The 21,102-nt window shown below is 74.7% G+C and carries 17 protein-coding genes; 9 read left to right on the forward strand and 8 right to left on the reverse strand.

The window, feature by feature from the left end; translation table 11 throughout:
* Window positions 1-112: 112 nt before the first annotated feature.
* The 3 genes from IE330_RS11145 to IE330_RS11155 all read left to right on the forward strand — a co-directional run bounded on the left by IE330_RS11145 (window position 113) and on the right by IE330_RS11155 (window position 5,384).
* Window positions 113-2,095: a Xaa-Pro dipeptidyl-peptidase gene (locus IE330_RS11145; RefSeq protein WP_229925555.1), complete on the forward strand. Its 1,983-nt coding sequence runs from the start codon at window positions 113-115 to the stop codon at window positions 2,093-2,095.
* Window positions 2,092-3,384 (forward strand): M14 family metallopeptidase, encoded by a 1,293-nt coding sequence (locus tag IE330_RS11150; protein ID WP_190135755.1) that lies wholly within the window; start codon window positions 2,092-2,094, stop codon window positions 3,382-3,384. Before IE330_RS11145 ends, IE330_RS11150 begins: the two co-directional genes overlap by 4 nt.
* Window positions 3,385-3,470: 86 nt before the next feature.
* Window positions 3,471-5,384 carry a BCCT family transporter gene (locus tag IE330_RS11155; protein WP_373314622.1) on the forward strand — a complete coding sequence of 638 codons (1,914 nt, stop codon included), beginning with the start codon at window positions 3,471-3,473 and terminating at the stop codon, window positions 5,382-5,384.
* 239 nt (window positions 5,385-5,623) lie between these two features.
* Here the strand turns inward: IE330_RS11155 and IE330_RS11160 are convergent, their stop codons facing one another.
* Window positions 5,624-6,598 (reverse strand): FAD-dependent oxidoreductase, encoded by a 975-nt coding sequence (locus tag IE330_RS11160; RefSeq protein ID WP_190135756.1) that lies wholly within the window; start codon window positions 6,596-6,598, stop codon window positions 5,624-5,626.
* 67 nt (window positions 6,599-6,665) lie between these two features.
* Here IE330_RS11160 and IE330_RS11165 point away from each other — a divergent pair, with 67 nt between their 5' ends.
* Together IE330_RS11165 and IE330_RS11170 are read left to right on the forward strand one after the other, a co-directional pair.
* Entirely contained in the window at window positions 6,666-7,679 is a 1,014-nt protein-coding gene (locus tag IE330_RS11165) for an oxidoreductase (protein ID WP_190135757.1), read from the forward strand.
* A gap of 190 nt (window positions 7,680-7,869) precedes the next feature.
* Complete coding sequence (locus IE330_RS11170) at window positions 7,870-9,522, forward strand: ABC-F family ATP-binding cassette domain-containing protein (RefSeq protein WP_190135758.1); 1,653 nt, start codon at window positions 7,870-7,872, stop codon at window positions 9,520-9,522.
* A 104-nt stretch (window positions 9,523-9,626) separates the two neighbouring features.
* Here the strand turns inward: IE330_RS11170 and IE330_RS11175 are convergent, their stop codons facing one another.
* From IE330_RS11175 to IE330_RS11185, 3 genes are all read right to left on the reverse strand, one after another.
* Complete coding sequence (locus tag IE330_RS11175) at window positions 9,627-12,020, reverse strand: Tex family protein (protein WP_229925556.1); 2,394 nt, start codon at window positions 12,018-12,020, stop codon at window positions 9,627-9,629.
* Window positions 12,021-12,177: 157 nt separating this feature from the next.
* Entirely contained in the window at window positions 12,178-12,327 is a 150-nt protein-coding gene (locus IE330_RS11180) for an LPFR motif small protein (RefSeq protein ID WP_190135760.1), read from the reverse strand.
* A gap of 138 nt (window positions 12,328-12,465) precedes the next feature.
* On the reverse strand, window positions 12,466-13,365 hold the full coding sequence (locus tag IE330_RS11185; protein WP_190135761.1) for an SCO6745 family protein: 900 nt from the start codon (window positions 13,363-13,365) through the stop codon (window positions 12,466-12,468).
* Window positions 13,366-13,509: 144 nt separating this feature from the next.
* Between IE330_RS11185 and IE330_RS11190 the strand changes: the two genes are divergently transcribed.
* Window positions 13,510-14,505: a GlxA family transcriptional regulator gene (locus IE330_RS11190; RefSeq protein WP_190135762.1), complete on the forward strand. Its 996-nt coding sequence runs from the start codon at window positions 13,510-13,512 to the stop codon at window positions 14,503-14,505.
* Between the two features lie 8 nt (window positions 14,506-14,513).
* The gene (locus IE330_RS11195) at window positions 14,514-15,158 is read left to right on the forward strand and encodes a DJ-1/PfpI family protein (RefSeq protein WP_190135763.1); all 645 of its coding nucleotides are present in this window, start codon (window positions 14,514-14,516) and stop codon (window positions 15,156-15,158) included.
* On the opposite strand, the gene IE330_RS11200 is transcribed toward IE330_RS11195, so the two are convergent.
* On the reverse strand, window positions 15,136-15,912 hold the full coding sequence (locus tag IE330_RS11200) for an enoyl-CoA hydratase/isomerase family protein (RefSeq protein ID WP_190135764.1): 777 nt from the start codon (window positions 15,910-15,912) through the stop codon (window positions 15,136-15,138). The two genes, IE330_RS11195 and IE330_RS11200, sit on opposite strands and share 23 nt — an antisense overlap.
* 74 nt (window positions 15,913-15,986) lie before the next feature.
* Here IE330_RS11200 and IE330_RS11205 point away from each other — a divergent pair, with 74 nt between their 5' ends.
* Together IE330_RS11205 and IE330_RS11210 are read left to right on the forward strand one after the other, a co-directional pair.
* A complete protein-coding gene (locus IE330_RS11205) occupies window positions 15,987-16,769 on the forward strand; it encodes an HdeD family acid-resistance protein (RefSeq protein ID WP_190135765.1) in 783 nt (260 codons plus the stop codon).
* A 129-nt stretch (window positions 16,770-16,898) separates the two neighbouring features.
* Window positions 16,899-17,396 (forward strand): ATP-binding protein, encoded by a 498-nt coding sequence (locus IE330_RS11210; protein WP_190135774.1) that lies wholly within the window; start codon window positions 16,899-16,901, stop codon window positions 17,394-17,396.
* A gap of 199 nt (window positions 17,397-17,595) precedes the next feature.
* Here the strand turns inward: IE330_RS11210 and idi are convergent, their stop codons facing one another.
* From idi to IE330_RS11225, 3 genes are all read right to left on the reverse strand, one after another.
* Entirely contained in the window at window positions 17,596-18,189 is a 594-nt protein-coding gene (idi, locus tag IE330_RS11215) for an isopentenyl-diphosphate Delta-isomerase (RefSeq protein WP_190135766.1), read from the reverse strand.
* 124 nt (window positions 18,190-18,313) lie between these two features.
* Window positions 18,314-19,630: a bifunctional class I SAM-dependent methyltransferase/N-acetyltransferase gene (locus tag IE330_RS11220; protein WP_229925557.1), complete on the reverse strand. Its 1,317-nt coding sequence runs from the start codon at window positions 19,628-19,630 to the stop codon at window positions 18,314-18,316.
* Window positions 19,631-19,904: 274 nt separating this feature from the next.
* A complete protein-coding gene (locus IE330_RS11225) occupies window positions 19,905-20,840 on the reverse strand; it encodes a cation diffusion facilitator family transporter (RefSeq protein ID WP_190135767.1) in 936 nt (311 codons plus the stop codon).
* Window positions 20,841-21,102: the final 262 nt, after the last annotated feature.

The raw sequence follows: 21,102 nt of genomic DNA on the forward strand, positions 1-21,102 counted from the left end.
GCCGACATGTGCGACCATGACCGACGCACCTTTCACCACCGTGCGCGGCCCGCGCCGCGAGCCCCGTACGGCCCTCTTTCCGGCCGCTGTTGACCGGTGTACCTTCCGCGCCATGCCGATACCCGCGCGCACCCGCCCGCCGATGTGGAGAACGCTCTCGACGGCGGCCCTCACCGCCCTGCTCGCCACCCTCCTGTCCCCGGGCGCCGCGCGGTCCGCGCCCGGCGCCCCGGCCGCGTACGACACGCCCCGGGAGAGCAGACCCGTCCACTCCTACGCGGACGCGATACGCGAGTCCGTGTGGGTGGACACCGGCCTCGACGGCGACGCGGACGGCACGGCCGACCGCGTCGCCGTCGACGTCGTCCGGCCCCGCGAACCCGCGGCCCAGGGGCGGAAGATCCCCGTCATCATGGACGCCAGCCCGTACTACGCCTGCTGCGGCCGCGGCAACGAGAGCCAGAAGAAGACGTACGACGCGCAGGGCCGGCCGGTGCAGTTCCCGCTGTACTACGACAACTACTTCGTGCCCCGCGGCTACGCGTACGTCGCCGTCGACCTCGCCGGCACGAACCGCTCCACGGGCTGCGTCGACGTCGGCGGGCGCTCCGACGTCCGGTCCGCCAAGGCCGTCGTGGACTGGCTGGGCGGCCGGGCCCGCGCGTACACCGCGCCCACCGGCGGCGAACGCGTGCGCGCCACCTGGACCAACGGCCGCACCGGCATGATCGGCAAGAGCTACGACGGCACCGTCGCCAACGGCGTCGCCGCGACCGGCGTCAGGAACCTGAAGACCATCGTGCCGATCGGCGCCATCTCCTCCTGGTACGACTACTACTTCGCCAAGGGCGCCCCGCTGTTCAACAGCGGCCCCGACGGCCTCGCCCGCGCGGTGGAGAGCCCCGAGGGCCGCGCCCGCTGCGGCCACGTGAAGCAGCGGCTCGTCGAGGGCGCGCCCCGCAGCGGCGACTGGACCCCGCTGTGGACCGAGCGCGACCACGTGCCGGACGCCCGCAAGGTGCGGGCCAGCGTGTTCGCCGTGCACGGCGCGCAGGACCTGAACGTGCGCATGAAGCACTTCGGGCAGTGGTGGCAGGCCCTCGGCGAAGCGGGCATGCAGCGCAAGCTGTGGCTGAGCCAGGCAGGACACGTCGACCCCTTCGACTTCCGCCGCGCCCACTGGGTGCGCACCCTGCACCGCTGGTTCGACCACGAACTCCTCGGCTACGCCAACGGCGTCGACCGCGAACCCATGGCCGACATCGAGCGCGCCCCCGACCGCTGGACCACCGACCGCACCTGGCCGCCGCGCGCCACGGACACCGTCACCCTGCGCCCGGCCAAGGGCGCCGCCCCCGGCGTCGGCACCCTCGGCACCCGCCGCGGCAAGGGCACCGAGACGTTCACGGACGACCGGCGCATCGGCGAGATCGCATGGGCCTCCGCCATCGACGTCCCCACGTCGTCCAAAGCGGGCTTCACCACCCGGCCGCTCGCCCGCGACCTGCGCCTGTCCGGCTCCTCGACCGTCACCGTCACCGTGACGCCGACGACCCCCACCGCGCACCTGACCGCCGTCCTCGCCGACATCGGCCCCGCCACCATCCGCGACTACGCGCACGACGACGAAGGCATCACCACGCTGCCCGGGCGCAGTTGCTGGGGCGCGAGCACCCCCGGCGACAGCTCCTGCTTCAAGGACACCGTCGCCAGGACCGCCGACGTCGACTTCACCGTCTTCAGCCGCGGCTGGGCCGACCTCGGCCACCACGCCGACCCCCGCCACGGCCGCCCGCTCACCCCCGGCGAGCCCGTCACGATCACCCTCGACCTCGCCGCGAGCGACCACGTCGTACCGAAGGGCCACCGGCTCGCGCTCGTCATCGGCGGCACCGACCGCAACCTCATCACCCCGCCCGCCGACACCCCGACGCTCACCGTCGACCTCGCCAGGACCGCCGCCCGGCTGCCGCTCGTCGGCGGCGCCAAGGCCTTCGCCACCACCCCGCACGCCACCGCGCCGGGCACGTCCCGCCTCGACGGCGTCGCCCCCGCACGCCCGATCGTCCCCGTACCGGGAGGCCGTACCTCATGACACCCCGCATCCGCGCCCTCGCCCTCGCCGCCGCCTGCGCCGCGCTCGCCGCCCCGCTCCTGACGGCCCCCGCCCAGGCCGCGCCCGCGGCCCCGGCCCCGCCGCGCACCGGCTTCGAGGAGAGCGACGGCGCGCGCTGGACCAGCCAGCCCGAGGAGCAGCGGCTGCTCGCGACCGTCGACAAGGCGAGCGACCGGGTCACCGTCTCCCGCATCGGCACCACCGCGCAGAACCGGCCCCTCCAGCTCGTCCGCGTCGGCGAACGCCGCACCGCGAGCACCGTGCTGCTCGTGTGCAGCCAGCACGGCGACGAGCCCTCAGGACGCGAGGCCTGCCTCAGCACCGTCCGCGACCTCGCCTACGCCCGGGACAAGGCCACCCGCCGGTTCCTGTCCCGCACCACGCTGCTCGTGATACCCACCGCCAACCCGGACGGCCGCGCCGCCGACACCCGCGGCAACGCCGACGGCGTCGACGTCAACCGCGACCACCTCGCCCTGAAGACCGCCGAGGGCCGCGCCATGGCCGCCGTCATCCGCGACCGGAAGCCCGACGCGATCTACGACCTGCACGAGTACGGGGCCACGCCCCGGTACTACGACAAGGACCTGTTCGACCTGTGGCCGCGCAACCTCAACACCCATGACGCGGTGCACCGGGAGGCCAAGACCTTGTCGGGGTCCTACGTCCGTCCCGCCGCGACCGCCGACGGCCACACCGTCGGCACGTACGGCATCTGGACCGACCCCGTCACGGGCGAGCCGATCAGACAGGTCGCGGGCGACGGCCAGGAGCGCATCCTGCGCAACATGTCCGGCATCAAGCACGCCGCGGGCCTGCTCATCGAGAGCCGCGTCGACCCGCTCACGGACGCCGAGAAGAACGACCCGGCCCTCAACAACCGCCGCCGCGTCCACTCCCAGCTCTCCGCGCTCAAGGGCCTGTTCCGCTACGCCGACGAGCACCGGTGGCGCCTGGAGGCCGCCACGACCGCCGCGCGCCTCGCGGGCCTGCGCGACCGGGGCCCGGTCTACCTCGGCGGCGCCGACAACGACCCGGCCGAGCCCGGCGAGACCCTCCAGGACCCGGCCTGCGGCTACCGGCTCACCAAGCAGCAGTACGCCGAGGTCGGGGACGAGCTGGGCCTGCACGGCGTGACCGTGCGCCGCGGAGGCGACGGGGGTGTGCTCGTACCGCTGCGGCAGTCCGCGCGCGCCCTGGTCCCGCTGCTGCTCGACGGCCGGGCGCCCTACCACCTCGTCAGCGGGCAGCCCGACACCGACTGTTGAGCCCTCTTCCGGCATGTCACATGTGGTAGGGGGTTAGCGGAAACAAGAAACCGACGATCAGTCAGTCCGTGACCGCCTCGCGAAAGGTGCCACTTGTGACGCAGGAACCCCAGAAGCCGGACGTCGGAGGAGGCCCGCCACTGTCGGTGGGGGGCCACTCCGGCGGCCGCTCACCCCAGACCGACCGGATCGTGTTCGGCGTCACGGCCGTGCTCACCCTCGCCTTCGTGGTGTGGGGCGGCGTCGCGACGGACAGCCTCGAGAGCGTCTCCACGGACATGCTCGAAGGCCTCATCCACAACGGCGGCTGGGCCTTCATGCTCGCCGCGACGGGCTTCGTGGTCTTCGCCCTGTGGCTCGCCGTCAGCCGGTACGGGAAGATCACGCTGGGCCAGGAGGGCGAGGAGCCCGAGTTCCGCACCGTGTCCTGGGTCGCGATGATGTTCAGCGCGGGCATGGGCATCGGCCTGATGTTCTACGGCGTGAGCGAGCCGCTCGCCCACTTCACCACGCCACCGCCCGGCACCGACCCGGCCGACGACGCCGCCGCCATGGAGATCTCCATGGCGACGACGCTGTTCCACTGGACGCTCCACCCCTGGGCGATCTACGCCGTCGTGGGCCTCGCCATCGCGTACAACACGTTCCGGCGGCGCCGGCGGCAGACCATCAGCTCCGTCTTCGTCCCGCTCATCGGCGAGAAGCACGCCCACGGCGCGTGGGGCCGGGTCATCGACATCCTCGCCATCTTCGCCACCCTCTTCGGCTCCGCCGCCTCCCTGGGCCTCGGTGCGCTCCAGATCGGCAGCGGCTTCGAGGAACTGGACTGGATGGACAACGCCGGCACGGGCCTGCTCGTCGCCATCATCGCGGTCCTCACGGTCGCGTTCGTGGCGTCCGCGGTGTCCGGCGTCGAGAAGGGCATCCAGTGGCTGTCGAACATCAACATGGTGCTCGCGCTGCTCCTGGTCCTCTTCGTGTTCGTCGCGGGCCCGACCGTCATCATGCTCGACCTGCTGCCCACTTCCATCGGCTCCTACCTGAACGAACTGCCCCAGCTCATCGGCCGTACCGAGGCGTCCAGCGGGGAAGGCGTCTCGGACTGGCTGGGGAGCTGGACGGTCTTCTACTGGGCCTGGTGGATCTCCTGGACGCCGTTCGTCGGCATGTTCATCGCCCGCATCAGCCGGGGCCGTACGATCCGGCAGTTCGTGGGCGGCGTCATCCTGGTGCCGAGCACGGTCAGCCTGCTGTGGTTCGCCGTCTTCGGCGGCAGCTCGATGCACGTGAAGCAGGACGGCGGCCTCAAGGGCGACGACACCCCGGAGGCCCAGCTCTTCGGCCTGCTGCACGAGTACCCGATCGCCACCGTCACGAGCCTGCTCGTGATGATCCTCGTCGGCATCTTCTTCGTGTCCGGCGCGGACGCGGCGTCCATCGTCATGGGCACGCTCTCCCAGAAGGGCTCCATGGAGCCCGGCCGCCTGGTCGTGATCTTCTGGGGCGTGGTCACCGGCGCGGTCGCCGCGATCATGCTGCTCATCGGCGACGGCAAGGACAACGCCCTCACCGGCCTGCAGAACCTGACGATCCTCGTGGCCGCGCCCTTCACCCTGGTGATGATCGGCATGTGCGTGGCCCTCATGCGGGACCTGCGGCACGACCCGCTCATCGTGCGCGGCGAGCACGGCATCGAGGCCGTGGAACGCGCCGTCATCGCCGGCCACGAGCAGTACGAGGGCGAGTTCGAGATCCAGATCAAGCCGGCGGAGGACGTCGACGACGGCATGGAGGGGGGCGGCCCCGGCAGCGGGGGCCCTGGCCTCGGGGGCCCCGGCGACTCCGGGGGGCCCGGCGGCCCCGGGGGGCCCGGCGCCGGGGGCGGTGGCCCCTCCAGCGGTGCTGACGGCGACCCCGGCAGCGGTGCCGGTGGCGGCGGTGCCGACGGCGGCACGGGTCCGGGGGGCGGCGCGTCGCCGCAGCCTGATCCCGTGCGCTGACCCGTGAGCTGAGCCGCGCGCCGGGCGGGGCCCGGCGGGACTCAGCAGGAGCAGGGTTCGGGCGGGGTGTGCCGTGCGGCGCACCCCGCCCTTCGCGTGTCTGACCCCGCCCGGCTCACCGTCCTAGGTGTGCTGGGGGAGGGGGCCGAATCGTGGCAGGACCGTTCCGTGCCGGGGCCCCGGCCGCGTGGCCCGTCCCGCGTCGGCCCCGCTCCCCGCCAGGCCCCGCAGGGACCGCCTCAAGCCCCGTCAGCCTCCGTGACCAGGCGGGCCGCCTCCTGGGCGCAGCCCCAGGCGACCGTGATGCCTGCTCCGCCGTGCCCGTAGTTGTGCACCACCCAGCCGCCGTGCGCGCGCTCCCGTTGCAGGCGTACGGCGGGGCGCACGGGGCGCAGTCCCACCCGGTGGCCGATGATCCGGGCCCCGGCTATCTCGGGGCGCACCCGGGCGCAGCGCGCCACGATCGCCTCCGCCACCGCCGGGTCCGGGGTGAGGGACCAGTCGCCGTCGTCGGCCGTGCCGCCCAGGACCAGGCCGGCGGGCTGCGGCAGGAAGTACGTCGTCTCCTGCGACGCGCCGTCCGCGGCCGTGAACCACGTACGGATCCCCGGGTTCTCCACCAGCACGAGCTGCCCCCGCACCGGCCGCACCGAGTCGTCCGGCACCAGGTCCCGGGCGCCGAGCCCCGAGCAGTTGACGACGCGCGGCGCCCGCGCGAGCGGCTCGGCGAGCGACGCCACCGTCCGCACCTCGACGGCCACGCCCAGCGCGCGCAACTCCTCGCGCAGCCACGCCAGATGCGCCGGCATGTCGATCAGCGGCAGCCGCCCCCACACGCCGGGCCCCGGGTACCCGTGCGTCTCGGCGGCCGTCGCCGCCCGCAGCCCCGGTACGCGCCCCGCCCAGGGGCCGAGCGTGTCCAGGCGGGTCTCGGCGTGTACGCCCTCGACCAGGCGTACGCCCGTGTGCGGGCCGTCCGCCGCCAACTCCCCGTACGCCTCCAGGGATCGCAGCGACCAGTCGCCGACGCGGTCCTCCGGCTCGATGCGGTAGGGCCACCACAGGCCCCCCGCGACGGCCGAGGTCGTCCGCTCCGCGGGCTCCCGCGTCCACACCCGCACGCGCTCACCGCGCCGTGCGAGCACCATGGCGGTGGTCAGTCCGGCGACACCGCCGCCCACCACGATCACATCCGTGTCATCGCCCTGCGTCATCCCGGCAACGTAGCGGAACACGTCACGCCCCGCGCGCACTCCCCCCGCGACCGGGGATACTCACAGCATGTCCGCCGAGTACGCGACCTTCGGCCTGGCACCGGCGATGCGCGCCGGCGGGGTCCTCGCCGACGGCGCCCGCCAAGCGCACCGCGACTTCGTCGACTTCGTCGTGGACGGGCGACCGCTGCTGTTCCGGCTCGCCGACCTCGACGCCGTGTCCCCGCTCGCGTCCGACGTCCCGCCCGCCATCTTCACCGCGCACGTGCGCGGGCTGCTCCTGGAGGCGGAGCCGCCGCTGCGCGACGGGCGGCACGTCATCTACGGCTGCCCCGAGTGCGAGAGCCTGGAGTGCGGCGCGGTCACCGCGGTCATCGAGCGCGCCGGGGACGACTACGTGTGGCGGGACTTCGCCTGGCAGACGTCCGACCACGCCGACCTGGCGCTGAACGGCTACCACGGCATGGGCCCGTTCCGCTTCCGCGGCGGGGAGTACCGCGAGCAGCTCGGCCGGCTGCTCACCGGTGACGACCCGGGGGCCGAGCGGCGCCGGGCGCTGCTCATCGGCGCGCGCGTCGCGCTGCTCGCGCGGCTCGCGGCGGCGCTGCGCGGCATCGGCATCGGCGCGGAGATCGCCGCGGACGCGGCGGACGTCCCCGCGGAGGAGCTGCGCACGTACGGCGCCGTGGTGTTCGGCCGGGCGGTGCCGGAGCGGGTGCGGCGGGGCGTGCTCGACGCGTTCGAGCGGGCCGGGGTCGAGGCCGCCCAGGTCGACGGGCTCGCGCCGATCGTGCCGCTGCTCGTCGCGCAGACCGAGTGCGCCCTGGACCGGGGATCGGTACGACGGCGCCGCCTCGCCCGGCTCGCGGTCGCGGACGGGGCGGCGGTCGCGCGGGTCACGTCCCCGTGCCGGGTCCGCCTCACGGCGTACCGCGTGGACCGGCTGCGGCGCCCGCGCGTCCACGAGGTCCTCGACGAGGTCCTGGAGCCGGGGGAGCACCGCGTCCCCCTCCCCGGCGGGGCGCCCTACGTGGTGGCCCGGACCTCCGACAGCGTCCTGGTGGCGGCCGCCCCCGGCTGACGCGCCCCGGCGTCGCCGTGGCCTCGCCGGACGGTACGGCGGATGCGGCCGGGGCGGGGAGCGAGGCAAGGTACGGACGGGTTCGGCCCGGAGCCCCGGGGCGGCTCGGGCGTGCCCCCGGGGCGGCTCGGGCGTGCCCCCCCGGGCGGCCCGGCAGCGGGCGCCGGGCAGCGGTTACGCTCGGGCCCTGATGAACGCAACCCTCGTCGCCAAAGACCTCGCCGCCGGCCACGGCGACCGCTCCCTCTTCGAGGGACTCGACCTCGTCGTCGCCCCCGGCGACGTCATCGGCCTCGTCGGCGCCAACGGCGCCGGGAAGTCCACGCTGCTGCGCCTCCTCGCCGGCCTGGACACCCCCGAGTCCGGGCGGATCAGCCTGTCGCCGCCGACGGCGACCGTCGGGCACCTGCCGCAGGAGCCGGACCGCCGCCCCGGCGAGACCATCCGCGCGTTCCTGTCCCGCCGCACCGGCGTCACCGCCGCCCAGCGCGCCATGGACGAGGCCACCGAGCGCCTGGTCGAGGGCGCGCCCGGCGCCGACGACGCGTACGCCACGAGCCTGGAGCGCTGGCTCGCGCTCGGCGGCGCCGACCTGGACGAGCGGGCCGAGGAGGTCGCGGCCGCCCTGGGCCTGGCCGTCGGCCTCGACCAGCCGATGACGTCGCTGTCCGGCGGCCAGGCCGCCCGCGCGGGTCTCGCCTCGCTGCTCCTGTCCCGCTACGACGTCTTCCTGCTCGACGAGCCCACCAACGACCTGGACCTGGCGGGCCTGGACCGCCTGGAGGCGTTCGTGCGCGGCCTGCGCGCGGGCACCGTGCTCGTCAGCCACGACCGCGAGTTCCTGTCCCGCACCGTCACCAAGGTCCTCGAACTCGACCTGGCCCAAGGGCGGGTCAACCTCTACGGCGGCGGCTACGACGCCTACCTGGAGGAGCGCGAGGTGGCCCGGCGCCACGCCCGCGAGGAGTACGACGAGTACGCCGACAAGCGCGCCGCGCTCCAGGACCGGGCCCAGATGCAGCGGACGTGGATGGACAAGGGCGTCAAGAACGCCCGCCGCAAGGCCAGCGACAACGACAAGATCGGCCGCAAGTTCCGCAGCGAGGCCAGCGAGAAGCAGGCCGCGAAGGCCCGCCAGACGCAGCGGATGCTGGAGCGCCTGGACCGCGACGAATCCGTCGAGGAGCCGCGCAAGGAGTGGCAGCTCCGCATGGAGATCGCCGCGGCCCCGCGCTCCGGCGCCGTCGTCGCCACCCTGCGCGAGGCGGTGGTGCGGCGCGGCGGCTTCACGCTCGGCCCGGTCACCTTTCAGCTCGACTGGGCCGACCGCGTCGCCATCACCGGCGCGAACGGCGCGGGCAAGTCGACGCTCCTGGCCGCCCTGCTCGGCCGCGTCCCCGCCGACGAGGGGCACGCGGCGCTCGGCTCCGGCGTGGTCGTCGGCGAGGTCGACCAGGCGCGGGCCCTGTTCCACGGCCCGGAGTCGCTGCTCGACGCGTTCGGCGCGGCCGTGCCCGACACCGAGCCCGCCGAGGTTCGCACGCTGCTCGCCAAGTTCGGGTTGAAGGCCGCCCACGTGCTGCGGCCGGCGGCGACGCTGTCCCCGGGTGAGCGCACCCGCGCCGCGCTCGCCCTGCTCCAGGGCCGGGGCGTGAACCTGCTGGTCCTCGACGAGCCGACGAACCACCTCGACCTGCCCGCCATCGAACAGCTCGAGTCGGCCCTCGACTCCTACACCGGCACGCTGCTCCTCGTCACCCACGACCGCCGCATGCTCGACGCCGTACGCGTCACGCGCCGCCTGGAGGTGGCGGAGGGCAAGGTGACCGAACGGTCACCCTGACCTCCGCCCCGGTGCGCCCCCGAAGGGGCGCGGGGAACTGCGCGACCGGCCACGACGAGTCCGCAGACGCACGACGACACGGCCGGGCACACGCAACGGCGCACTCAGCGCCGCTTGGGGTCAACGAGCCCGGCCCGCCGCAGAGCCTCCGCCATCGCATCATTGGCAGGCGGCGCAGCCTGCCGCTCCTTGCGCTGAGGGCCGCCGCCCTTGGCCCGGCCGCCCCGGCTCTGCTGGCCGCCGCGGCCCCGCCCCTGCCGCTGGTGCGGCGGGCGCCCGCCGCGTTCCCGCTGCCCGCTGCCGCCCGCGGCCTCGTCGTCCAGGCGCAGCGTCAGCGAAACCCGCTTGCGCGCCACGTCGACGTCCAGGACCTTCACCTTCACGATGTCGCCCGGCTTCACCACGTCCCGCGGGTCCTTGACGAAGCTCTTGGACATCGCGGAGACGTGCACCAGGCCGTCCTGGTGGACGCCGATGTCGACGAACGCGCCGAACGCGGCGACGTTCGTGACCACGCCCTCCAGCACCATCCCGGGCGCGAGGTCGCCGATCTTCTCGACGCCCTCCTTGAACGTGGCCGTCTTGAACGCCGGACGCGGGTCGCGGCCGGGCTTCTCCAGCTCCTTGAGGATGTCCGTGACGGTGGGCAGACCGAAGGTGTCGTCCACGAAGTCGTCGGGCCGCAGGGAGCGCAGCACCGCCGTGTTGCCGACGAGGGACGGTACGTCGACGCCCGCCCGCTGCACCATCCGGCGCACGACCGGGTACGCCTCGGGGTGCACGCTGGAGGCGTCCAGCGGGTCGTCGCCGCCGCGGATGCGCAGGAAGCCCGCGCACTGCTCGTACGCCTTCGGGCCGAGGCGCGGCACGTCCTTGAGGGCCTTGCGGCTGGTGAACGGGCCGTTGGCGTCGCGGTGCGCCACGATGTTCTCGGCGAGGCCGGAGCCGATGCCGGAGACCCGGGCGAGCAGCGGGGCGGAGGCGGTGTTCACGTCCACGCCCACGCCGTTCACACAGTCCTCGACGACCGCGTCGAGGGAGCGGGACAGCTTCACCTCGGACAGGTCGTGCTGGTACTGGCCGACGCCGATGGACTTCGGGTCGATCTTCACCAGTTCGGCCAGCGGGTCCTGGAGGCGGCGGGCGATGGACACGGCGCCGCGCAGCGACACGTCGAGGTCCGGCAGCTCCTGCGAGGCGAAGGCGGAGGCCGAGTACACCGACGCGCCGGCCTCGGAGACCATGACCTTGGTGAGCCCCAACTCCGGGTGCTTGGCGATGAGTTCACCGGCGAGCTTGTCCGTCTCGCGGGACGCCGTGCCGTTGCCGATGGCGACCAGGTCGACCGCGTGCTCCTTCGCGAGCCGGGCCAGGGTGGCGAGGGACGCGTCCCACTTGTTCGCCGGGACGTGCGGGTGGATCGTGTCGGTGGCGACGACCTTGCCGGTGGCGTCCACGACGGCGACCTTCACGCCCGTACGGAAACCCGGGTCCAGGCCCAGCGTCGCGCGCGTGCCCGCGGGCGCGGCGAGCAGCAGGTCGCGCAGGTTCGACGCGAAGACGCGCACGGCCTCGTCCTCGGCGGCGGTGCGCAGCCGCAGCCGCAGGTCGATGCCCAGGTGCACGAGGATGCGGGTGCGCCAGGCCCAGCGGACCGTGTCGGCGAGCCACTTGTCGCCGGGGCGCCCGCGGTCGGCGATCCCGAAGCGCCGGGCGACCAGGCCCTCGTACGACGACGGTCCCTCCGTGGGCTCCTCGGGCTCCAGGACCAGTTCGAGGACGTCCTCCTTCTCGCCGCGCAGCAGGGCGAGGACGCGGTGCGAGGGGAGGTCCGTGAACGGCTCGGCGAAGTCGAAGTAGTCGGCGAACTTCGCGCCCGCCTCCTCCTTGCCCTCGCGGACCTTCGCGGCGAGCCGGCCGCGCGTCCACATGCGCTCGCGCAACTCGCCGATCAGGTCCGCGTCCTCGGAGAAGCGCTCCGTCAGGATCGCCCGGGCGCCGTCGAGCGCGGCCTGCGCGTCCGCGACGCCCTTGTCGGCGTCGACGAACGCGGCGGCCGCCGCGAGGGGCTCCACGCCCGGGTCCGCGAGCAGCCCCTCGGCCAGCGGCTCCAGGCCCGCCTCACGGGCGATCTGGGCCTTGGTGCGCCGCTTGGGCTTGTACGGCAGGTAGATGTCCTCGAGGCGGGCCTTGGTGTCGGCCTCGCGGATGCGCGCCTCCAGCTCGTCGGTGAGCTTGCCCTGCTCGCGCACCGAGTCGAGGACGGCGGCGCGCCGCTCCTCCAGCTCGCGCAGATAGCGCAGGCGCTCCTCGAGCGTGCGGAGCTGCGCGTCGTCGAGGGACTCGGTCGCCTCCTTGCGGTACCGGGCGATGAAGGGGACCGTCGACCCGCCGTCGAGCAGGTCGACGGCGGCCTTGACCTGCCGTTCCCGTACGCCGAGTTCCTCGGCGATCCTGCTTTCGATGGACGCTGGGGTGGACGTCTGCGAGGGTGCCACGTTCCGGTACCGCCTTCTCACTGAGGTTGCCCGGCAATTGTGGCAGGTGGCACCGACAGGGGGCGTCCAGACCCGTCGGACCCGCACACGCGTCGGACTCGTGGCCCCGTCGAACTCGCGGCCCCTCGGGCCCCTGGCCCCTCAGGCCCCTGGCCCCTCAGACCCGTCGGGCCCGCCCCCGGCCTCCGCCCCTCGCGGAGCTGGAGGCTCCGCCGAACAGCCGGGCCAGCGCCCGGAACGGAAGCGTCACCACGGTGGCGATGGCGCCACCGATCTGCCGCAGCACATCCGCGATCGCACGGAACACCTGGACTCTCCCTTCGTCGCGGCCCACGGAACGGGGGCCGGGAACGAACGGGTACCTCGAACACCGCGGATCATGCGCCCCGGGCGGCCACCGGCCCTCCCCGGGGCCCCTGGCGGAGCCCCGCCCCGGGGCCCCCGCTCAGGCCTTGCCCAGCAGGTCCGCCGGGAACGCTCCCGCCCGTGCCGCCGCCCCGGCGAACGCCCCGCCCAGCTCGGTGAGGCGCTCGACGCCGGCCGCGCCCAGGTGCTCGTACGGCGCCCGGTCGAGGCGGTCGGTGTGCTCCTCCACCCGCTCCCGCAGCGCGGCGCCCGCCTCGGTCAACTCGCCGTCGGCGGCGAGGACTCCGCGCGCCCGCAGCCGCTCCACCGCCGCGTCCCAGTCGTCCTGGGTCCAGCCGCGGATGGCGAGGTTCCGCCGCGGTGTCATGCCCTTGCCGGTCGCCGTGTGGCTCACCAGGGCCTCCACCGGGTCGAGCCCGGCGTCCAGGAGGGCGGCCAGGTGCCCGTCGCCGCGGTGCTCGCGCAGCAGCGTCGCGGCGTGCCAGTACGCCAGGTGCGGTTCCTCGGGCACGGGCAGGTCGGCGTGGGCGGAGTACAGGGGCCGCCCGGCGCGCGTGCAGGCCTCGGTGGCGCGCAGCGCGAGCCGTGCCGCCTCCGCCATCTCCGGGGAGGCGACGGCCTCGTCGCCGAGCAGCCGCCGCAGCGTGGTGTCGACGGCCCGCAGCCGCGCCGCGAGGACGGCGTCGGGTGCCGCGACGCTCCAGACCGCGGGCACGTGCTCGGCGACGGTCTCCGGCCGGTAGTTGTAGAAGGCCGCCGTCACGGCTCCGGCGCCGACGGCACCCATCGCCGCCGCGCGGGCGGCGAAGTTGACGGCCCGAGGGTGCGCGATCCCCAGGGCGCCCAGCTCCCGGCCCAGATCGGGCGCGAAGTAGTGGGTCGAGTGCAGGGCGTTCAGGACGCCGTGGCAGCGGCGCCCCGCGCGCGGGTGCGGGTCCGCGCCGGCGGCGGAGGATGCGGAGGTCGTCGCAGAGGTCATGCCCGTACGTTACCGACTGGTTGGTATGGCGGGAAGGGTGGGGCACCGCACACCACGCGGGCCACCTGCCGGGGCGTGCCATGGCAGGAATGGTGGGGTGTCCGTCATTGCGGCCACCCCGCCCCTGCCCGAAGAATCGAGGCCATGGCGCAGCGAACCGTCCTCGTCGTCCTCTTCGAAGGCGTCCAGAGTCTCGACGTCACCGGCCCGGCGGAAGTGTTCAGCGGGGCCGCCGACCCCGGCGGCGACCCCGCGTACCGGGTGTCCACGGCCTCCCTGGACGGCGCCCCCGTGCGCACCTCCAGCGGCCTCACCCTGGTCCCGGACCACTCCCTGCGCGCGCTCGACGCGGCCCCCGCACCCGACACGCTGCTCGTGCCCGGCGGGCTCGGCACCCGCCCGCGCCGCCCGGACCTGGTCGACTGGCTGCGCGTCCACGGGCCGCGCGCACGGCGCCTGGTCTCCGTGTGCACCGGGGCGATCCTGCTGGCCCGGGCGGGCCTGCTCGACGGCCGCCGGGCCACGACCCACTGGGCGTACTGCGACAAGCTCGCCCGCGACCACCCGGCCGTCCGGGTCGAGCCGGACCCCATCTACGTACGCGACGGCAGCGTGGCGACGTCGGCGGGCGTCACGGCGGGCATCGACCTCGCGCTCGCCCTGGTCGAGGAGGACCTCGGCCGCGCCATGGCCCTCACCATCGCCCGCCACCTGGTCGTGTTCCTGCGCAGGCCAGGCAACCAGGCCCAGTTCAGCGCCCAGTTGGCCGCGCAGACCGCGAGCCGCGAGCCGCTGCGCGAGGTCCAGCAGTGGATCACCGAGCACCCGGACGACGACCTGAGCGTCGAGAGGCTGGCCGCGCGCGCCCGGCTCTCGCCGCGCCACTTCGCCCGCGCCTTCCAGGCCGAGACCGGCATGACACCCGGCAAGTACGTCGACCGCGTCCGCGTCGAGCACGCGCGCCGCCTCCTGGAGGACACCTCGCGCGGGGTCGAGGAGGTCTCCCGCGCCTGCGGCTACGGCACCCCGGAGGCCATGCGCCGCGCCTTCCTCAAGGCGCTGGGCACCGCCCCCGCGGAGTACCGCCGCCGCTTCCACGCCCCGCCTTCCACGACCGTCCTGTCCACCTCCCTCACCTAGGAACCCGTATGCAGATCGCCATCGCCCTGTACGAACGCTTCACCGCCCTGGACGCGGTGGGCCCCTTCCAGACGCTCGGCGGCGTCCCGGGCGCGGAGGTCGTCCTCGTGGCCGAGCGCACCGGACCCGTGCGCGACGACACCGGCCGCCTCGCCCTCGTCGCCGACAAGACCTTCGACGAGGTGCCGCGGCCGGACGTCCTGGTGGTGCCCGGCGGCCCCGGCCAGAGCGACCAGATGGAGAACGAGGCGCTGCTCGGCTGGCTGCGCGCCGCCGACGCCACCACCACCTGGACGACGTCCGTGTGCACCGGCTCCCTCGCCCTGGCCGCCGCCGGGCTCCTCGACGGCCGCACGGCGACCTCCCACTGGCTCGCCCTCGGCGAGCTGGAGAGGCTCGGCGTGCGCCCCTCTCAGGAGCGCGTCGTCTTCGACGGCAAGTACGTGACGGCCGCCGGCGTCTCCTCCGGCATCGACATGGGCCTCGCCCTCGTCGGGCGGATCGCGGGCGACGAACGCGCCCAGACCGTCCAGCTCATGGCCGAGTACGACCCCCAGCCGCCCTACGACGCGGGCTCGCCCGGGAAGGCGCCCGCCCACCTCGTGGCGATGCTCCGCGACAGGAGCCGGTTCAGCGCGGCGCGGTCCGCGTAGCGGCCCCGTCCGGCAGGGTCCAGGTGAAGCGCGGCTGCCTGCGCTCCAGGAAGGCGGCGACGCCCTCGGCGGCGTCGCCGCTGCCGCGCGCCTGCCGCGCCCAGTGCCCGTCCCGGTCCGTGCGCCCGCCCGTGAACTCCTTGGCCGCCGCCTGCGTGAGCAGCGAGCGCGAGGCGAGGACCCGGGTGAACTCCGCGACGCGCCCGGCCAGTTCCCCGGCCGGGAGCACCTCGTCCACCAGGCCCGTGCGCAGGGCCCGCCGCGCGTCGATCGGCTCGCCCGAGAACAGCAGGTACTTCGCCGTGGCCGGGCCCACCAGGGCGGCCAGGCGGCGCGTGGCCGACGCCGGGTAGACGATGCCCAGCTTCGCCGGGGTCACCGCGAACGACGCGCCCTCGTCCGCGAACCGCAGGTCGCAGGCCGCCGCGAGCTGGGCGCCGCCGCCCACGCAGTGGCCGCGCACCGCCGCGAGCGTCGGCTTGGGGAACGCGGCCAGGGCCTCCTCGGCGCGCACCGAGAGCTCCTGCGCCCGGCCGGGCCCGGCGCGCAGCGAGGAGATGTCGGCCCCCGCGCAGAAGGTGTCCCCCGCGCCGGTCAGGACGAGGGCGCGCACCGCCGGATCGGCGGCGAGGGCGTCGAGCAGCGGGGGCAGGGCGCGCCACATGTCCGCCGTCATGGCGTTGCGCTTCGCCGGATGGTCGATGACGACGGTGGCGACGCCGTCCGCGACGGCCTGCTTGAGCTGCGGCTCCATGCGCCGGATGCTATCCGGCCGCGGCGATCGTACGATCGACGAGGGGCGGCTGCGCACGGCGGACGGAGGCACTCATGTTCGGACGTGACAAGGCCCGGGGCACGCCCCGGGACCCGGCCGGTGCCCCAGGGCCCGGCGGCGCGGACCCCAAGGCCCTCAGCCGCGGCTTCGGCCTGCTGGCGCTGCTCGGCGCCGTCCTCGCCCTCGGCGGCCTGGTGGGCCTGGTCTACGCGGGGGTCGCCACCCTCACCTCGATGCTGCTCTTCGGCTGGCTGCTGCTGGTCGGCGGCGTCGTGGCGCTGCTGCACGCGGTGCAGTCGCGCGGCACCAGCTTCTTCTGGCTCGGCGTGGTCGTCGCCGCGCTGAACCTCGCGGCGGGCGTCGTCGTCATCCGCAGGCCCGACGCGGCGGCGGAGACCCTGACGATGTTCGCGGCGCTGCTGTTCCTCACCGGCGGCGTCTTCCGGCTCGTCGGCAGCGTGGTGGTGCGCGGCCCGCAGATGGCCGTGACCCTGCTGCAGGGCGCCTTCGGCGTCCTCCTCGGCGTGCTGGTGCTCGCCGAGTGGCCGAGCAGCAGCCAGTACGTCATCGGCACCTTCTTCTCCCTGGCCCTGCTCTTCGACGGCCTCGGCCTCCTCGCCACGGGCATCGGGGCCCGGCGCATCATCAGCCTCGTGGCCGACCGAGGGGCGGACAGCGGGGGCGGCACCGGGGTCGGCAGCGGGGTCGGCCGCCCGCTGGACGACGCCCTTTTGAACACGGAGCGTGACGATCGCCTCGGAGGGGGCAGGGAAGCCGTACAACCTGAAGAAACGGTGAAGCAGACAGAAGGGGACCAAGACCAGTCGCGCGGTTGACGTGGGCAGACGTCGACGATCAAATCCCGTCGATACTCGCTGACTTCTGGTCAGTAGTGCGGTACGGACCAGCGCGTTACCAACACTCTTAGTGTGGTGACAATCGAGCGCGAGGGCGGGGACCGGGCGATGGGGAACGACGGGAGAGGGCCGGGCCCACTCCCTCGGGACAGTGGGCGAGTGCCGTACGAAGGCGTGTGGCGGTTCACCGCACCCGCCGTCGACGCCTCGGTGCCGCAGGCACGGCGCGCGGTGCGCGACCTGCTCGCGCGCCAGGGCGTACCGGCTTCGGACGAGGTGGTGCAGGGCCTGCTGCTCATCGTCTCCGAGCTGGTCACCAACGCGGTACGGCACGCGGCGCTGCTCTCCCCGACGCTCGCCGTGGAGGTCGCGGTCGGCGCCGAGTGGGTGCGGGTGTCCGTCGAGGACAACCACCCCTACCGCCCGACCGCCCTGGTGGCCGACCACGGCCAGACCGGTGGCCGCGGACTGCTGCTGGTCCGTGAGATCACCCGCGAGGCGGGCGGCGCCTGCGACGTGGAGCACACGGCGAGCGGCGGCAAGGTCATCTGGGCGGCGCTGCCCCTGAAACCCGGCGGCGCCCACGGCCGGCCGCACCACCCCTGAGGCCTCTGCGGCTCCTGAGGGCTGCGGGGGCGCTGAGGGCCCGGCACGGCCCCGGGCGGGCTGAGGGCCCGGCACGGCCCCGGGCGGGCGCCCCCGGGCGGACGGACGGGCAGACGGGCGGGCGCCCCGGTGGACGGACGACCGGACGGACGGGCGCTCCTGGCGGACGCACCCGGGGCGGGCTGCGGCGCCCCAGGTGCTACCAGCCCGCGCCCGCGCCCGTCAGCTCCTTGATCGCGGGGCGTGCCGCGTCCAGGACCGTCATGAACCACGCGGAGAACGGCTCCTTCGCGTGCCGCTCCGCCAGCTCCTCGGCCGTGACGAACGCCGTCCCGCCGACCTCCTCGGGGTCCGGCCGCAGCGCGGCCTGCACCATCCCCACGAACAGGTGGTTGTACTCCTGCTCGACCAGGCCCGAGTCCGGGTCCGGGTGGTTGTAGCGCACGGTGCCCGCCTCGGCGAGCAGCGACGGCGAGACGCCGAGCTCCTCGAAGGTGCGCCGGGCCGCGGCCGCGAACGGCGCCTCGCCGGGGAAGGGGTGGCCGCAGCAGGTGTTGGACCACACGCCGGGGGAGTGGTACTTGCCGAGCGCCCGCTGCTGGAGCAGCAGCCTGCCCTGCTCGTCGAAGAGGAAGACGGAGAACGCCCGGTGCAACTGCCCGGGCGCCTGGTGGGCGGCGAGCTTCTCCGCGGTGCCGATCGTCCTGCCGTCCTCGTCGACGAGCTCGAGCAAGATTGTCTCTCCGGCGCCGTTCGACGAGCTGTGCGCCGCGGTGGCAGGTGTGATCGGCATACCCATCCTTAGCTTCGTTCTCGGACCTCAAGTCTGCCGTACGAAACCGGTGTATCCGGCACTTCGGGGACCCCGCATGTCCCGTCCGCGACGGTCGCGGACGGGACGCGCGGGGGCCGCGGTATCAGACCCCGAAGGCGGGCGGATAGGTGATCGTGCCGCGCGGCACGGCCCCGGAATCACCTGGTCCGGCGGGCCCGTCGAGGACCAGCGCCATCATCGCCGCGTCCGGCACCTCGAAACCTGGCTTGATCCCGTGGCGCGAGGCCGGGACGAACCCGAACCGCGGGTAGTACTCGGGATGGCCGAGGACGAGGACCAGATGCTCGCCATGGGCGCGCGCGGCGCTCAGCACGGCGCGCACCACCGCCGAACCGGCGCCCGTGCGCTGGTACGCCGGCAGCACGGCCACGGGCGCCAGACAGAGCGCCGGGGCCTCGTCGACGTGGCAGCGCGTGAGGAGCGCGTGCGCCACGACCTCGCCGTCGGACGTCTCGGCGACGTACGACATGCCCTCCAGCCAGGCGTCCGCGTCGGCGCGCAGCGCGTCCACCAGGTCGGCCTCGGCCCGGGTGGGGAAGGCCGCGGCGTGCACGGCGCGCACCGCCGCGCGGTCGGCGCCCGACGCGGCCTCTGGCCGGGTGCGCCAGCCGTCGCCCGCGGGGCGCAGGACGTACCCGGTGTACCCGTACTCGTCCCCGTGGTCGCGGCGCATCGCGAGCTCGGCCCGGGTGGCGGCGAGCGCCTCGGCCATGCCCGGCCACCCCGGGTCGGCGGCGTCGGCGCGGGCCCGCAGCGGGGCGTAGTACTCCTCCCAGTCCGACTCCGGCTGCGGCACGACGCCGAGCACGGAGTAGCCGGCGGCGAGTGCCGCGCGCGTGTTCTCCCCGGTGGTCCGCAGCCGGTACTGCCCGTCCCAGAAGGCGCGGGCCGCGGCGGACGGCCGGTCGGTCGTCCACTCGCACTCGGTGAGGACGAGCGTCCCGCCCGGCGCGAGCAGCCGCCGCCAGGCCCGCAGGGCGGTGTCGAAGCCGACGCAGTAGACGGAGCTCTCCGCCCACACGAGGTCGAAGGACCCGTCCGGGTGGGGGAGGGCGCCCATGTCGGCCACCTCGGTGCGGACCGAGCCGTCGAGCCCGCGGGCCCGGGCGGCCGCGCGCAGCTCGTCGAGGAACGGTTCGTGCAGGTCGACGGCCGTCACCTCGGCGCCGGCCGCGCCCGCCTCCGCGGCGAGCAGCAGCGCCGACCGGCCGGGCCCGCAGCCCAGGTCGAGCACGCGCGGACGGTCGGGCAGCTCACCGGCGAGGGCGAGCAGGCGCCGGGTGGTGGCGTCGGAGCCGGGGCCCTGCCGGGGCAGGCCGTGGTGCAGGGCGAAGAAGGCGTCCCGCACCTGCTGCTGGACGTGCTCCTGGGGCTGTTGCTGGTTCTCGTGCTGAGTCAACGGTGGAAACCCTTGAGTCGAGGGCCCGGCCGCCGTGGGGAGGCACCCGCGCACGCGTCACGCGTACGGAAGGGGCGTCCGCGAAAGGGGCAGCCGTGGGCCCGGGAAGTGGGGATGAGCGCGTCGCCGCGCGGGGCGGCGTGGACCGCGGCCGTCATCGACCCACCTCCTCCTTCCGTCCGCGGGGCCCGATGTCCCCGCCTGCTCAAGGTCATGGCCAATGTAGCACTGCCCGTGACGGCACCGCCCGCGCGTGACGGGGCGGCGGCAGGAGTCAGTGGCAGAGCCGCGGCTCGTGCACCGCGTGGCCGCCCGGCTCCAGTTGGAACGTGCAGTGCGCGACGTCGAAGTGGTCGCCCAGGCAGCCCTGCAGGTCGTGCAGCAGCTTCTCGTGGCCCACGGCGCTCAGCGTCTCCGCGCTCACCACGACGTGCGCGGACAGCACCGGCATGCCCGAGGTGATGGTCCAGGCGTGCAGGTCGTGCACGTCCTCGACACCCGGCAGGGCCAGCATGTGGGCGCGCACCTCCTCCATGTCGACGCCCTTGGGCGCCGCTTCGAGCAGCACGTCCAGGGTGTCGCGCAGCAGCTTCCAGGTGCGCGGCACGATCATGAGGCCGATCACCAGCGAGGCGATCGGGTCGGCGGTCTGCCAGCCGGTGAGCAGGATGACGGCCGCCGACACCAGGACCGCCACCGAGCCGAGCGCGTCCGCCATGACCTCCAGGAAGGCGCCGCGCACGTTGAGGCTGTCCTTCTGGCCGCTCATCAGCAGGAGCAGCGAGACGAGGTTCGCCGCCAGACCGACGAGGCCGAAGACGGCGGTGAGGCCGCCCTCGGTCTCGGACGGCGTGACGAACCGCTGCACCGCCTCGTACAGGACGTAGCCGCCGACGCCGAACAGCAGCAGGCAGTTGGCGAGCGCGGCGAGGATCTCGGCGCGGGCGTACCCGAAGGTGCGGTGCGCGCTCGCCGGGCGGCCCGCCATGTGGACGGCGAACAGCGCCATGCCCAGGCCGAGCGCGTCGGTGGCCATGTGCGTCGCGTCCGCGATCAGCGCGAGCGAATCCGCGACCACGCCGCCGACGATCTCCACCACCATCACGGTGAGCGTGATCCCCAGCGCGATCCGCAGACGCCCCCGGTACGCCGCCGTCGCCGTGCCCGTGGCGGGCGGCGCGTGGCCGTGGTCGTGGCTTCCCGTGCCCATGACGCGCTCCTCCGGTTCCGCGGACGCCGTACGCCGCCCCTGGCGACGCCCTCAGTCAACTACGGGTGGGGGGTATCTGGCAACGCGGTTCCGAACACCGTTGTCATCTGCACTGGCCTGCGGAAACGCCGGACGCGCGACGCCGGTCGACCACTTCTGTCAGCCCGGCTGCGCCCCGGGGTGGCGCAGGCGCCGGCCCGCCCACGCCGAGGCCGCCCTCGCCCGCACCCCGCGCGCGGCGGCGCGGCCGGGCTCCCGCACG

Origin of the sequence: Streptomyces longispororuber, assembly GCF_014656095.1 — a bacterium.
In the GTDB taxonomy this organism is placed as follows: domain Bacteria; phylum Actinomycetota; class Actinomycetes; order Streptomycetales; family Streptomycetaceae; genus Streptomyces; species Streptomyces longispororuber.